Raw genomic sequence first — 13892 nt, 5'->3', positions numbered from 1 at the left:
GCGGTCTGCGCCCGCGATACGGCAGAATGGTATGCCAAACGGCGGAGAGGTCGATGGTGCAGAGTCGGGAGTCCGAGACCGAGCGGGTCACGCGGCAGCTACGCGACGAGATCCTCGACGGCGTCCGCGCGCCCGGCGAGCGACTGGTCGAGCGTGAGCTGGCCGCCGCCCTGGACGTCAGCCGCGTGCCCGTCCGCGAGGCGCTCAAGGCGCTGGTCGGCGAGGGGCTCGTGACGCTCCGGCCGCGGTCGTGGGCGGTGGTCCGGACGTTCACCGACTCCGACATCGCCGACCTGACCGAGGTACGGACCGCGTTCGAGCCGCTGACCTTCCGCCTGGCCGCCGAGCGGCGGACCCGGGAAGGGCTGGATCGACTGCGGGCAACGCTCGACGAGCATCTCGCCGCGGCCCGCGCCGGCAACGCCGTGGTGGCGCGACGGAAGGCGGCCGACTTCCACGAACTCGTCACCGAGCTCGCGTCGAACGAGCTGCTGATCGAGGTCGAGCGGCCGCTGCGCAGCCGGATGCGATGGCTGCTGACCCAGCACGACGACCTGGTTGCCGTCGCCGATCAGCACAGCGAGTTGTTCAGCGCGATCGCCAACCGCGACGTCGAGCTGGCCGAGCGGCTGGCCGGCGCGCATCTGGCCCGGTCCCACGAGCTCTTCCGGACCGCTCGCGCGGCCGACTGAGACGGATTGGGACGCTCCCGATTTTGGTATACCATTCTGGATCATGACCTCCTTGCTGCTGGCTGACGTCCGTCCTTGGGGCGGCGCCGCGGTCGACGTCACGATCGTCGACGGCGTGATCTCGGACCTGACTCCCGCCGGGACCGGCCGGACGGACGGGCAGCGGGTCGACGGGCAGCGGGTCGACGGGCGGGGTCTGCTGGCGCTGCCCGGGTTCGTGAACGCGCATGCCCACGTCGACAAGAGCTGGTGGGGGCAGCCGTGGGTCTCGTACGGCGGGCAGCCGGCCACGCAGGGCCGGATCGCGCACGAGCGCGCCGAGCGGGACAAGTACGGCATCCCGAGTGCCGCCGGTGCGAAGGCCGTGCTGCGCGAGTTCCTCCGGCACGGTACGACGGCCACCCGTACCCATGTCGACGTGGACCTCGGCGTCGGACTGCGCGGCATCGCCGGTGTGCTCGAGGCCGCCGCCGACCTGAACGGCGCGGTCGAGGTGGAGATCGTCGCCTTCCCGCAGGACGGCGTCCTGCGCCGTCCCGGCGTCCTCGACCTGCTCGACAAGGCTGCGGCCGAGGGTGCGACCAGCATCGGCGGCCTGGACCCGGCGTCGATCGACCGCGACCCGGTCGGCCAGCTGGACGCGCTGTTCGAGATCGCGGCCCGGCGCGGGGTCGGCATCGACATCCACCTGCACGACCGCGGCGATCTGGGCGCGTTCCAGTACGAGCTGATCGCCGAGCGCACGCTGCAGGAAGGCCTGCAGGGCAAGGTGAACGTGTCGCACGGGTTCGCGCTCGGCGAGCTGTCCCCGGCCCGGCGTACCGAACTGGTCGATCAGCTCGGTGCGGCCGGCATCTCTTGGACGACGGTCGCACCGCCGACCTCGGCTCCGCTGCCGTTCCGCGAGATGCGGGCCGCGGGCGTACCGATCGGCCTTGGTACCGACGGCATCCGCGACCTCTGGTCACCGTACGGCGATGGTGACCTGCTGCAGGTCGCGCGCGGATTCGCCCGGCTGCACGGGCTGCGGACGGACGAGGACCTGACCTACGCGGTCGAGCTGGCCACGACGCACGGCGCGGGCTTCGTCCACCGGGAGAACCACGGCCTCACGCCGGGCGCCCGCGCGGACATCGTGCTGCTGGACGCCGAGAACGCACCGGACGTACTGGTCCGCGCGCCGCGCCGCGAGGTCGTCATCACCGGCGGCCAGGTCGTTGTCCGCGACGGCGAGCTCCAGATTTGAGTACCACGACAGTCGCTGGGCGGACCCTGAGCTCGCTGCGCGACAACCGCGCGTTCCGTCTGTTCTGGTTCTCGAACCTGTTCTTCTTCGGCGGTGTGTGGACGCAGACGCTCGTCCTCGGGTGGCTCGCATACGAGACCACGCACTCGGACTTCCTGGTCGCGGTGTTCACCGCCGTACGGCTGGCGCCGTTGCTGCTCGGGCCGTTCGCGGGTGCGTTCGCGGACCGGCACAACCGGGTCCGGCTGCTGATCATCGCGGCCTCGTGGGCGCTGGTCGCGGTCAGCGCCGTGGCCACGCTGGCGTCGCTCGGCAAGGCTTCGTACTGGGTGCTGGTCGTCGGCGGGCTGGCGATCGGGCTCGCGCAGTCGCCGTCGCAGCCGGCCCGCGCGTCCCTGGTGATGGACCTCGTCGGCCGCCAGAACCTCAGCAACGCGAACGCCCTGAACTCGATGGCGCTCAACATGACGCAGGTGATCGGGCCCGCGCTCGGCGGGCTGATGATCACCGGCCTCGGTGCGCCGGCCGCACTCTGGGTCTCGACGATCTGGTACGCCATTTCGCTGGTAGCACTGCTGCCGTTGCGCGAGTACGGCCGCGTGGCCGGCGGGCACACCACCTCGGCGGTACGGATGGTCACCAGCGGGCTGCGCGAGATCGCGCGGAACCGCCTCGCGTCGACCGTCCTGCTGGTCACCCTGGCGGCGAACACGCTGCTGTGGCCGATCGCGCAGTCGTTCATGCCGGTGTTCGCGAAGGAGTCGCTCGGACTCGACGCGGCCGGTCTCGGCTGGATGCTGACCTGCGCCGGGGTCGGCGGCCTGGCGGGTTCGCTGGTGATCGCGTGGCTCGGCGACTTCCGCTTCAAGGGCGGCATGTTCGTCGTCGGTACGGCGCTGTGGGCCACGCTCTGGGCGCTGTTCGGGTTGTCGCACACGGTCGCGGTGTCGTTCGTACTGATGGCCGGGATCGGCGTGATGAGCGCGGCGTTCGGCGTCCTGCAGACGACGCTGCTGATCATGACCACCGACGAGTCCCTGCACGGCCGGGCGCTCGGCGTCCAGGAGCTCGCCATCGGCATCATGCCGCTCGCCTCGCTGGCCCTCGGCGCCTTCGCCGAGCACTACGGCGTCGGCGGCACAACCTTCGTCAGCGCTGTCCTCCTGATCGTCGCTCTGCTCGTCCTGACGCTCTGGACCCCGGCGCTGCTCCGCTACGGCTGGGACTGATCAGGGACGCAGGACCACGCCTGCCTCTGCGGTGAGTGCGAGGAACGTCAGGGACTCCTGCAGGTAGAGCTGGATCGTGTCGGCGTCGTGGGACAGGTATCCGATGGAGAGGTCCTGGCCGAGGTGCAGCTCGTAGTCGCCGCCGCGCGTCGACACCAGCAGGGCGCCCTCGAGTGCGGGTGCCCAGATGATCTCGCCGTCGCCGATCAGCCGGGCCAAGTGGTCACGGATCGGGTACCCGTGGTCGGTGGTCTCCGCGACTGCGGTGTAGAGGTCGGCGGAGAGCAGCAGGCTGTACGGTCCGTTGACGCCGGCCAGGCGCAGCGCCCGGAGTGCCTGCGCGAGGGTGTCCGGCAGTTCGCGCGGGTCGGCCGGCAGCGCCAGTACGTCGTTGGAGGTGCTCGGGGCGAGGCCGAGGATGCCGGCCGCGTCGGAGCCGTGGAAGACCAGGTGGTCCTCGGCGTACGCGATCTGCTTCGCGGCGTCCTTCACCGGCTGCCAGTCCGAGTCCTTCGCGCCACGTTCGACGTCGTCGACGGCCTGCCGGGACACGGTGAACGGGACGCGCAGCTCGATGATCGGCTGCGACTGGCGGCGGAGCGCCCGGACGCTCCCGGCCGGTGTCCCATCGTGCGGTTGGCCCGATGCCTCGGCCAGGACGTCGACCGGCTCGGTGTGGCCGGTGCCGACCGAGGACAGGCCGGGTCCGGCGGGGCCGACCAGGTCGACGACGCGGCGGCCGGCGATGTCGCGGGTGAAGGTCCGCCGCGCCTCCTCCTCGATCTCGCCCCAGGCCGCGTCCGAGACCGGGGCCAGCTCGCGATGCAGGTTGTTCGTCATGGCAACTCCTTCTGAGCCCTTCGCAGGCTGCCGATCCCGAGGGACCCGTCCGGACTGCCGGCCGGTCCCGGGTTGCTGGTTGGTGCCGGGTTGCTGGTTGGTGCTTCCAGGAAGGCCGCGGGCGGCACGAAGAACAAGCTGCCGGTGACCGCGGTCGAGAAGTCGAGGATCCGGTCGTGGTTGCCGGGCGGCTCGCCGACGAACATCCGGCGCAGCATCCGCTCGATCACGTCCGGCGTCGCCGCGTACCCGATGAAGTACGTCCCGAACTCGGCGGCGCCCGGTGAGCCGAAAGCCATGTTCTCGCGGACGATCTGCCGCTCGGTGCCGTCGGCGTCGACGATCGTGTTCACCGCGACGTGCGAGTTCGCCGGCTGGTCGGCGTCGGCCAGCTCGATGTCGTCGAGCTTCCGCCGGCCGATCACGCGCTCCTGCTCGGCGACCGGCAGCGCCTGCCAGGCGTCGAGGTCGTGCAGGTACTTCTGGACGATCACGTAGCTGCCGCCCGCGTACGCCGGGTCCTCGTCGCCGATCGTGATCGCGGCCACCGCGGCGGGACCCGACGGGTTCTCAGTGCCGTCGACGAAGCCGAGCAGGTCCCGCTCGTCGAAGTACTTGAAGCCCTGGACCTCGTCCAGCACGTCCACCTGCCCGGCGAGCCGCCGCATGATCTGGCGGGCGAGCTCGAAGCACAGGTCGAGGCGGCGGGCGCGGAAGTGGAACAGCAGGTCGCCGTGCGTGGCCGGTGCGGTGTGCCGCGCGCCGGACAGCCCGCGGAACGGGTGCAGGCCGCGCGGCGGCGGGGCCTGATAGAGCCGGCGCCACATGCTCGCGCCGACGCCCGCGACACAGCTCAGCTGGTCGTCGGGCGCGCGGAAGCCGACCGCGCGGGTCAGTCCGGCCAGGTCGGCCAGCAGGTCCCGCGCGGTGTCCTCGGATCCGGGACGTACGTCGACGACCAGGAAGATCGCGGCCTTCGCGGGCTCCCGCAGTACGTCCTGGATCATGCTGTTACGACCACCACTTGCTGCTCCGGGACATGGCGTCCGCGGTCCGGCCGGTGGTGTCGAGCGCGTCCAGCTCGGCCATCGCGGCGTCGTCCAGCTCGAAGTCGAAGACGCCGGCGTTCTCGACGATGCGGTTCTGGTGGACCGACTTCGGGATCACCGACAGGCCCTTCTGGAGCGCCCACCGGATCAGCACCTGCGCCGGAGTGTGGCCGGTGGCGTCCGCGATCCGGGTGACGACCGGCCCGTCGAGATGCCGGCCGGTGCCGAGCGGGCTGTACGCCTGCACGACGACGTTCGCCGCCTCGCAGGCCTCGACGAGCCCCGCGCGGTAGTCGAACGGGCTGAACAGCACCTGGTTCACGACCGGCTGGATCCGGGCGACCTTGCCGAGCTCGGCGAGCTCGGCGGCGCTGAAGTTCGAGATGCCGATGCCCTTGGTGAGGCCCGCGTCGACGGCCGCCTCCATCCCCGGCCACGCCCAGGTCGGCCCGCTCTGCGGCCAGTGCACCAGGTACAGGTCGAGGTAGTCGGCGCCGAGCCGCTCGAGGCTCTTCTCGGCCTCGACCCGGGCGTCCTTGCCGTCGGGGCGGAACTTGGTGGTCAGGAAGATCTCGTCCCGCGGGACACCGCTCTCGCGGATCGCCTTCCCGACACTCGCCTCGTTGCGGTAGTCCTGCGCGGTGTCGATCAGCCGGTACCCGGCCTCGAGCGCCCAGTGCACCGCCTGCTCGGTCTCGCGGCCGTCCCTGGCCTGCCAGACCCCGAGCCCGAACACCGGGAGCTCGGTTCCGTTCGAAAGCGTCCGCGTCTGCTGCTTCGCCGTCATGCTCCAGGTTCTACCACGGGCTACAACTTGTTGGCGTGCCGGATGACATCGACGACGTCGGACATCATGCCGGTGAGGTCGTAGTCCTTCGGGGTGTAGATCGCGGCCACCCCGGCCGCGCGCAGCGCGCTCGCGTCGGCCTCGGGGACGATGCCGCCGACGACGACCGGAACGTCCTCGAGGCCGGCCTCACGCAGCCCCTCGACCACCTGCGGGACGAGCTCCATGTGTGAGCCGGACAGGATCGACAGGCCGACGCAGTGCACGTCCTCGGCGACCGCGGCCGCGACGATCTGCTCGGGCGTCAGGCGGATGCCCTGGTAGACGACCTCGAAGCCGACGTCCCGGGCGCGGACCGCGACCTGCTCGGCGCCGTTCGAGTGCCCGTCCAGACCGGGCTTGCCGACCAGCAGGCGCAGCCGTCCGCCCAGCTCCGCTGACGTCGCGCCGACCTTCTCCCGTACGGCAGCAATCTCCGAGCCGCCCGCGGACACGCCGACCGATCCGGAGACCCCCGTCGGTGCGCGGTACTCGCCGTACATCTCCCGCAGCACGCCGGCCCACTCCCCTGTCGTCACGCCGGCCCGCGCGCACTCGAGCGTGACAGGCATCAGGTTGCCGGTCGTCTTCGAAGCTGCGCGCAGCTTCGTCAGGGCCGCGTCGACGGCCGGCTCGTCACGCTCACGGCGCCAGGCCTCCAGGGACTTCAGCGCAGCGGCCTCGGCGGCCGGGTCGACCGTCTGGATGGCGGTGTCGAGGTCGGCGGTCAGCGGCGACGGCTCGGTGTTCTCGAACTTGTTGACGCCGACGACGACTTGCTCGCCGGACTCGATCCGCTGCCGGCGTTCGGCATGGGACGCGACCAGCGCCTGCTTCAGGTAACCGCTCTCGACCGCGGCGACCGCACCACCCATCGCCTGGACGCGGTCGATCTCCTCCTGCGCACCGGCAACCAGCTCGTCGACCTTGGCCTCGATCACATGCGAGCCGTCGAAGATGTCGTCGTACTCGAGCAGGTCGGACTCGTACGCCAGTACCTGCTGCATCCGCAACGACCACTGCTGGTCCCACGGCCGCGGCAACCCGAGCGCCTCGTTCCAGGCGGGCAGCTGCACCGCGCGCGCCCGCGCGTTCTTGGACAGGGTCACGCCGAGCATCTCGAGCACGATCCGCTGCACGTTGTTCTCCGGCTGCGCCTCGGTCAGGCCGAGCGAGTTCACCTGGACGCCGTACCGCAGCCGGCGCGCCTTGGCATCCGTGACGCCGTACCGCTGCAGCGTCAGCGAGTCCCACAGCCGGACGAACGCGCGCATCTTGCAGGTCTCCTCGACGAAACGCACGCCGGCGTTCACGAAGAAGGACATCCGCTGCACCACGTCGCCGAACCGCTCCGGGGGCACCTGGCCGCCGTCGCGCACCCGGTCCAGGACGGCGATCGCGGTCGACAGCGCGAACGCCAGCTCCTGCACGGGCGTCGCGCCGGCCTCCTGCAGGTGATAGCTGCAGATGTTGATCGGGTTCCACTTCGGCATGTTCGCGACCGTGTACGCGATCACGTCGGTGGTCAGCCGCAGCGACGCATCCGGCGGGAAGGCGTACGTCCCGCGGGACAGGTACTCCTTGACGATGTCGTTCTGCGTGGTGCCGGTGAGCTCGGCGGGCAGGGCGCCCTGCTCCTGCGCGGCGACCTGGTATAGCGCGAGCAGCCACATCGCGGGCGCGTTGATCGTCATCGACGTGTTCATCTGCGCCAGCGGGATCTGGTCGAACAGGGCGCGGACGTCACCCAGATGCGCGACCGGTACGCCGACCTTCCCGACCTCGCCCTTGGCCAACGGATGGTCCGCGTCGTACCCGGTCTGGGTCGGCAGGTCGAAGGCGACCGAGAGCCCGGTCTGGCCCTTCGCGAGGTTCCGCCGGAACAGCGCGTTGGACTCGGCCGCCGACGAGTGGCCGGCGTAGGTCCGCATCACCCAGGGTCGATCCTTCTCGGTCGCCATGTACCCGAGAGTAGGACTGTGTGCCCTTGTGAGTCCTCTCCTCGTGACTGGTGTCACCAGGGGCTTAGGTCACAGTCAGGCGCTGATCGGAAGGGGGGTTCTCTCGACGTTGAGGACTCGGTGCAGGCGGGTGACCGCGAGGATCCGGACCACCGACGGCATCGGGTGCCAGAGGACCAGTTGGCGGCCGAGGGACCTGGTCCGGCGGTGGGTCGCGACGAGCAGCCCGAGGCCGGTCGCGTCGACGGCATCGACCGCTTCCAGGTCGACGATCACGTCCCCGACGCAGGAGTCGATCACATAGTTGAGCGTTTGGCGGACGTCGCCCACCGAGCGCACGTCCAGGATTCCGGTCAGATGCACCACGTTGTCAGGCTCGAGCATGTGCGTGCCCTCCGCTCTTCCGGCGGCCCCCGAGGTCTTCGGCCGCGTGACAGCGCTTGTTGTTCGTAAAGACTCCCCGAAGACACGGAAGGTTGCCAACAGTTCGCGATCTTTTGATTCGCGAGACAATGGTGAGCGTGTTCGCCGAGGATTACTTCCTGTTCCCGGTGGTGGCCATCGCCCTGGCGGGTGTGATGGTGCTGCTGTGCCGCTGGGCGTTCTCGAAGGCCAAGGGCGGGTCCCTGGTGCGCCGGGTCGATCAGTCCCCCGCCCAGCGGGACTCGTTCGGCCTGCTCACCGACATCCGGACGGTGCCGAGCCACAACGAGGCCCGGGTGCTCGTCTCCCGGCTGAAGGACTTCGGTATCAAGGCCACCGCCGCCCGCACCACCGACGGCTGGACGATCTACGTCTGGCCGCGCGACGAACCGGCCGCCCGCGGTCTGCTCGACCGGTCCTGATGTACACCTGAGAGCGGTCTCAGGCGTCATCCCACCATGACGTCAGAAGCCGGTGTCGCCTTTCCGTGGCGAGTCCCCGTCCCCGTCGGCGACGATGCGCGCGCGCTGGAGGCGTCGCTGCGGGAGCCGGAGCGGTTCTCGGAGATCTTCGACCGGTACTTCCCGCAGGTGCACGGGTACGTCGCCCGGCGGCTCGGGACGGACGTCGCGGACGACCTGGCCGCGGAGACGTTCCTGATCGCGTTCCGGCAGCGGGACCGGTTCGACCGGCGCAGCGGGGTGGTGCGAGCGTGGCTGTACGGGATCGCGACCAATCTGATCCGGCGGCATCGGCGGGACGAAGTACGCGCGTGGCGGGCCGCCGCCAAGCTGCCTGAACCCGTACCGACCGGATCGCACGACGACCGCGTCGCGGCGCAGGTGACCGCTCAGAGCGCGTCCGGCGAGCTGGCCAAAGCGCTGGCGAAGCTGAACGCGAAGGACCGTGAAGTCCTGCTGCTGGTCGCCCTCGGCCAGTTGACGTACGACGAGGTCGCGGCAGCGCTCGGCATCGCGTACGGGACCGTATGCTCACGCCTGTCGCGGGCCCGTCGGGCTGTCCGCGCCGCAGTGACCAACCCGTCGGAGGACGCGTCATGAACGAGTTCGACGTACTGCGGAAGGCGTTCCCGGAGCAGGAGCCACCGACGGCCGAGGTGACGCGCGACGCGCACCGCCGGATGTCGCAGCCGCCACGCGATTCCTTTGCAAGGACCGGGTGGCTGGGGACTGCGATCACCGCGGCAACCGCGCTGGTCGCCGTTGCCGGGCTGGGTGGTGCGTTGCTGGTGGGGCGGGACGGTGACGACAGCGCTGTGCCGAGTGGACCGACGACGACAACGGCGCCGCGGCTGACGACGGCTGCCGAGATGCTCATCGCGACCGCGGTACGGCAGGAGAAGAACGAGAAGGTGTCCGGGAAGTACTTCCGGGTCCGGAGCCTGCAGCTGAACGGCACCCGACGGACCATCACCGAGAGCTGGATGCCGATGAAGCCGGGTGTCGAGTCCTGGTTCGGATGGGTGAACCTGAGCGACAAGGACTCCGCACCGGTGGTGAACAAGATGTCGTTCGACGAGGTGCCGCCCGGGTACTACCTGACCGGCAACCGGCCGCTGAGCGCGCAACAGATCGCTGCGCTGCCGACACACCCCGGGGCGCTCCACACTGCCCTCACCCCGCTGGACGTCGAGCCTGCGTACCGGGACTTCGCCGTGTTCGAGGCGGCCGGCCGGCTGCTGTTCGAGATGCCGTCACCGCCCAAGCTCCGCGGCGCCGCGCTCCGGGTGCTCGCGTCGCTGCCCGGGACGCACGTCCGGCAGGGCGCCAAGGATGCGCTCGGCCGGACCGGTACCGAGGTCAGCATCACCACCGCCAAGCCCGGGTCCATCAGCACCACGCTCGCCGGCACCGGCGTCACGTACATCATCGATCCGGCGACCGGACGGCTGCTGAGCTCGACGATCAGCGGACCGAAGTCAGCGGCCACGGTCGTCCTCGAGTCCGGCTGGACCGACCACAAACCGGTCCCACCTTCGACTGCCGTCAAGTAGCTGTGCTTCGGTTCGGGTCTAGGGTCGGGGTATGGGGACACTGCTTGAGTTGGATCTGACCCGCGGCGTGCTCGAGACGCCGCCCGCGTCGCCGGTGGCGGCGTTCCGCATGCGGCACCTGCCCACGTTGCGCGAGCTGGTGGGCGCCCTCCGGAAGGGAGCGCGGGACGACGGCGTGGTCGGCGTGGTCGCACACCTCGGCGGACAGCACCTGTCCCTCGCACAGGTGCAGGAGCTGCGTGAGGCGGTCGCGGACTTCCGTACGTCGGGGAAGGCCGCCGTCGCGTGGACCGAGTCGTTCGGCGAATCCGGCCAGGGCACCGTTTCCTACTACCTGGCGACGGCGTTCGACGAGATCTGGGTGCAGCCGTCGGGCGACCTGGCGATCACCGGCGTCTCCGTACGGGCGGTGTTCATCCGCGGCGCGCTCGACAAGGCCGGGGTGATCCCGCAGTTCGGCAAGCGGCGTGAGTACAAGACGGCTGCCGACACGTTCACCGAGCGGGAGATGACCGCACCCGCGCGCGAGATGGCGTCCCGGCTGGCGGCATCGGCGTACGAGCAGATCGTCGAGGGCATAGCCGTACGCCGGCGGCTCGACACGACCCGGGTCCGTGAGCTGGTCGATACCGCTCCGCTGCCCGCGCAGACCGGCCTGGACGCCGGGCTGGTCGATCGGCTCGGCTACCGGTCGGACGTGTACGACGAGCTCGAGAAGCAGCTGCAGTACGACGACAGACTGCTGGCCGAGCGGTACATCCGGCGTGGTCCGCGGACGCTGGACGAGGTACGCAAGACCCTCCCCCGGCCGCAGAAGCCGCTGGTCGCGGTTGTACGCGTGACCGGCGGTATCTCGGTCGGCCGCAACTCCAACAGCCCCATGGGCGGTCCGGGCTCCGGCTCCGACACCGTGGGCGCCGCACTGCGTGCTGTGGCGGACAACGAGCGCGTGAAGGCCGTCGTACTGCGTGTCGACAGCCCAGGTGGTTCGTACGTCGCATCCGACGCGATCCGCAACGAGGTGCTGCGGTTGCGCTCCACCGGGCGGCCCGTGATCGCATCGATGGGGGGCGTGGCCGCCTCCGGTGGGTACTTCGTCGCGATGCCGGCCGACGTGATCGTCGCGCAGCCGGGCACGATCACCGGCTCGATCGGCGTACTGACCGGCAAGGGTGTCGTACGGGATGCGCTCGGCCGGATCGGGATCTCGCAGGAGGCCGTGTCCGAGGGCACGAACGCGCGGATGTACTCGGCGCAGGAGGAGTTCACCGACGAGCAGTGGGCGCAGCTGGAGGAGACGCTCGACCGGATCTACAAGGACTTCGTCGCCAAGGCCGCCCAGGACCGCGGGCTGCCGGAGGAGCGGCTCGAGTCGCTGGCGCGCGGGCGGGTGTGGACCGGCGCCGACGCCCACGGCCACAAACTGGTCGACGAGCTGGGCGGGTTCCAGCACGCGCTGACGCTGGCGTGCAACCGGGCCGGTCTGGACCGCGACGAGATCGGCGTGACCGCCGTACCGCACCGCAACCTGCTCAGTCAGCTGAAGGCCCCGACGACCACCGATGATTTGGCGGTCACTGCGGCGCCGTTGACGCTCGACGGCCTGACCACCGGTCTCTACAGCGCGCTGGGGCTTCCGGCGGCCGGCGTGCTGCGGATGCCCTTCAACTGGGAGATCAGCTAGCGGCTAGTCGCGTTCGCCGCCGGGGACCCAGAGGACGTCGCCGCCGGAGGACAGGTTGGCGACGCGGCCGAGGATGAACAGCAGGTCGGACAGGCGGTTCAGGTACGTGAGCGCGAGCAGGTTGATGGACGGGCCGTGCGCCTCGACGGCGGCCCAGCCGGCCCGCTCGGCGCGGCGGACGACGGTGCGGGCGACGTTCAGGTAGGCGGCGCCCTCGGTGCCGCCGGGCAGGATGAACGAGCGGAGCTTGGTCAAACGGCCGTTGTACTCGTCGCACCAGCCCTCGAGCCGGTCGACGTACTCCTGCGTGATCCGCAGCGGTGGGTACTCCGGATCGGGCGCGATCGGATTGCACAGGTCGGCGCCCACGTCGAACAGGTCGTTCTGGATCCGGGTCAGCAGCACCGCGATCGCACTGTTCAGGTGCCCGGCCGCGATCGCCACGCCGATCGTGGAGTTCGCCTCGTCGACCTCCCCGTACGCCGCCAGCCGCGGGTCGGTCTTCGAGGTGGTGGAGTTGTCGCCGAGGCGGGTCTCGCCGGCATCACCGGTACGCGTGTAGATCCGCGTCAAGTTCACAGCCATGCCAGGACTCTACGCAAAGCCGCGGAGCGTCAAACGCTACAGTCGACCGGTGGAACGGTTTCGGATCGCAGGTGAGGCACGGCTCGACGGCGCTGTCGAGGTGGCCGGGGCGAAGAACAGTGTGCTCAAGCTGATGGCGGCAGCGCTGCTGGCGGAGGGTACGACGACGCTGCGGCAGGTGCCGGGCATTCTCGACGTCACGTTCATGGCGCAACTGCTGGACACGCTCGGCTGCTCGGTGAAGGTGGATCCGGAGGGGCGGCTGGCGACGATCGCCGTACCGGGCACGATCGGGCACCAGTGCGACTACGACCTGGTCCGCAAGCTGCGGGCCTCGATCTCGGTGCTCGGCCCGCTGCTGGCCCGCTGCGGTCAGGCGGAGGTGGCGCTGCCGGGCGGCGACAACATCGGCTCCCGCGGGCTGAACATGCACGTCGCCGGCCTGGAGTCGATGGGCGCGAAGGTGCACATCGAGCACGGGTTCGTGATCGCCGAGGCCCCGCAGGGTCTGCACGGCGCCGAGGTCTGGCTGGACTTCCCGAGCGTCGGCGCGACCGAGACGATCATGATGGCGGCGGTGCTCGCGAAGGGCACCACGATCATCGAGAACGCCGCCCGCGAGCCGGAGATCCAGGACATCGCCAAGATGCTCGTCGAGATGGGCGCGATGATCGACGGCGCCGGCTCGCCGCGGATCGAGATCACCGGCGTCGACGGCCTGCTGAACCCGGTCGACCACGTCGTGGTGCCGGACCGGATCGTGTCCGGCAGCTGGGCGTTCGCGGCCGCCATCACCAAGGGCGACATCACCATCACAAACGGTCACGCCGAGCATCTCGAGCTGCCGCTCGACAAGCTGCACAAGGCGGGCGCGGAGATCACCGTACTGAACCCGGGCTTCCGGGTCCGGATGCACGACCGCCCGAAGCCGGTGGATGTGGTGACGCTGCCGTACCCCGGGTTCGCGACCGATCTGCAGGCGTTCGTGATCGCGCTGAACGCGCTCAGCGACGGCGCGGCGATGGTGACCGAGAACCTGTTCGAGGGCCGCTTCACGTTCGCCCAGGAGCTGACCCGGCTGGGCGCGCAGATCCAGACCGACGGGCACCACGCGGTCGTCCGCGGCGTACCGCGGCTGTCCGGCGCACCGGTCGTCGCCTCCGATATCCGCGCCGGCGCCGCGCTCGTACTCGCCGGTCTCGCCGCCGAAGGCGAGACGCTGGTCTCGGCCGCGCACCACGTGCACCGCGGCTACACCGACTTCGCCGGCAACCTCCGCCGCCTCGGCGCCAACGTCGTGGTGGAACCGGACGATGCGGAGATGTACTGGAGCTAATAGGGTC

Annotated in this window: 14 protein-coding genes; 8 read left to right on the top strand and 6 right to left on the bottom strand. The window is 70.3% G+C overall.

The annotated features are described in order from the left end of the window. Positions 1-53: 53 nt before the first annotated feature. Genes ACGFI6_RS26230 through ACGFI6_RS26220 form a run of 3 tightly spaced genes read left to right on the top strand, consistent with a single transcriptional unit; the run spans position 54 to position 3167 of the window. Positions 54-692: a GntR family transcriptional regulator gene (locus ACGFI6_RS26230; RefSeq protein ID WP_393122900.1), complete on the top strand. Its 639-nt coding sequence runs from the start codon at positions 54-56 to the stop codon at positions 690-692. Between the two features lie 43 nt (positions 693-735). Beyond that, positions 736-1938 (top strand): amidohydrolase, encoded by a 1203-nt coding sequence (locus ACGFI6_RS26225; RefSeq protein WP_393122898.1) that lies wholly within the window; start codon positions 736-738, stop codon positions 1936-1938. Beyond that, positions 1935-3167: an MFS transporter gene (locus tag ACGFI6_RS26220; protein ID WP_393122896.1), complete on the top strand. Its 1233-nt coding sequence runs from the start codon at positions 1935-1937 to the stop codon at positions 3165-3167. Before ACGFI6_RS26225 ends, ACGFI6_RS26220 begins: the two co-directional genes overlap by 4 nt. Here ACGFI6_RS26220 and ACGFI6_RS26215 read toward each other — a convergent pair whose 3' ends face one another. The 5 genes from ACGFI6_RS26215 to ACGFI6_RS26195 all read right to left on the bottom strand — a co-directional run bounded on the left by ACGFI6_RS26215 (position 3168) and on the right by ACGFI6_RS26195 (position 8227). Further along, a complete protein-coding gene (locus ACGFI6_RS26215) occupies positions 3168-4007 on the bottom strand; it encodes a family 1 encapsulin nanocompartment shell protein (protein WP_393122894.1) in 840 nt (279 codons plus the stop codon). Further along, positions 4004-5014, bottom strand: coding sequence for a Dyp-type peroxidase (locus tag ACGFI6_RS26210; RefSeq protein WP_393122892.1), 1011 nt, complete (start codon positions 5012-5014; stop codon positions 4004-4006). Before ACGFI6_RS26210 ends, ACGFI6_RS26215 begins: the two co-directional genes overlap by 4 nt. A gap of 4 nt (positions 5015-5018) precedes the next feature. After that, on the bottom strand, positions 5019-5843 hold the full coding sequence (locus tag ACGFI6_RS26205; protein ID WP_393122890.1) for an aldo/keto reductase: 825 nt from the start codon (positions 5841-5843) through the stop codon (positions 5019-5021). A gap of 20 nt (positions 5844-5863) precedes the next feature. Continuing rightward, positions 5864-7843, bottom strand: a complete 1980-nt coding sequence (locus ACGFI6_RS26200) for a protein meaA (protein WP_393122888.1) — start codon at positions 7841-7843, stop codon at positions 5864-5866. A 75-nt stretch (positions 7844-7918) separates the two neighbouring features. Further along, entirely contained in the window at positions 7919-8227 is a 309-nt protein-coding gene (locus ACGFI6_RS26195) for an STAS domain-containing protein (RefSeq protein ID WP_393122887.1), read from the bottom strand. 128 nt (positions 8228-8355) lie between these two features. On the opposite strand from ACGFI6_RS26195, the gene ACGFI6_RS26190 reads away from it, so the two are divergent. Genes ACGFI6_RS26190 through sppA form a run of 4 tightly spaced genes read left to right on the top strand, consistent with a single transcriptional unit; the run spans position 8356 to position 11964 of the window. Beyond that, the gene (locus ACGFI6_RS26190; RefSeq protein WP_393123681.1) at positions 8356-8688 is read left to right on the top strand and encodes a hypothetical protein; all 333 of its coding nucleotides are present in this window, start codon (positions 8356-8358) and stop codon (positions 8686-8688) included. Positions 8689-8724: 36 nt separating this feature from the next. Further along, complete coding sequence (locus ACGFI6_RS26185; RefSeq protein WP_393122886.1) at positions 8725-9327, top strand: RNA polymerase sigma factor; 603 nt, start codon at positions 8725-8727, stop codon at positions 9325-9327. Continuing rightward, the gene (locus ACGFI6_RS26180) at positions 9324-10280 is read left to right on the top strand and encodes a CU044_5270 family protein (protein ID WP_393122884.1); all 957 of its coding nucleotides are present in this window, start codon (positions 9324-9326) and stop codon (positions 10278-10280) included. Before ACGFI6_RS26185 ends, ACGFI6_RS26180 begins: the two co-directional genes overlap by 4 nt. Before the next feature lie 31 nt (positions 10281-10311). Next, positions 10312-11964 (top strand): signal peptide peptidase SppA, encoded by a 1653-nt coding sequence (gene sppA, locus ACGFI6_RS26175; protein WP_393122882.1) that lies wholly within the window; start codon positions 10312-10314, stop codon positions 11962-11964. A 3-nt stretch (positions 11965-11967) separates the two neighbouring features. Here sppA and ACGFI6_RS26170 read toward each other — a convergent pair whose 3' ends face one another. Further along, on the bottom strand, positions 11968-12549 hold the full coding sequence (locus ACGFI6_RS26170; RefSeq protein WP_393122880.1) for a cob(I)yrinic acid a,c-diamide adenosyltransferase: 582 nt from the start codon (positions 12547-12549) through the stop codon (positions 11968-11970). A 49-nt stretch (positions 12550-12598) separates the two neighbouring features. Between ACGFI6_RS26170 and murA the strand changes: the two genes are divergently transcribed. Continuing rightward, positions 12599-13885, top strand: coding sequence for a UDP-N-acetylglucosamine 1-carboxyvinyltransferase (murA, locus tag ACGFI6_RS26165; RefSeq protein ID WP_393122878.1), 1287 nt, complete (start codon positions 12599-12601; stop codon positions 13883-13885). The last annotated feature ends 7 nt before the right edge of the window (positions 13886-13892 follow it).

This window comes from Kribbella sp. NPDC048928 (assembly GCF_043197975.1).
GTDB lineage: Bacteria > Actinomycetota > Actinomycetes > Propionibacteriales > Kribbellaceae > Kribbella.
The sequence above is the reverse complement of the archived record's forward strand: the minus strand, read 5'-3'. Positions and strand labels throughout refer to the sequence as shown.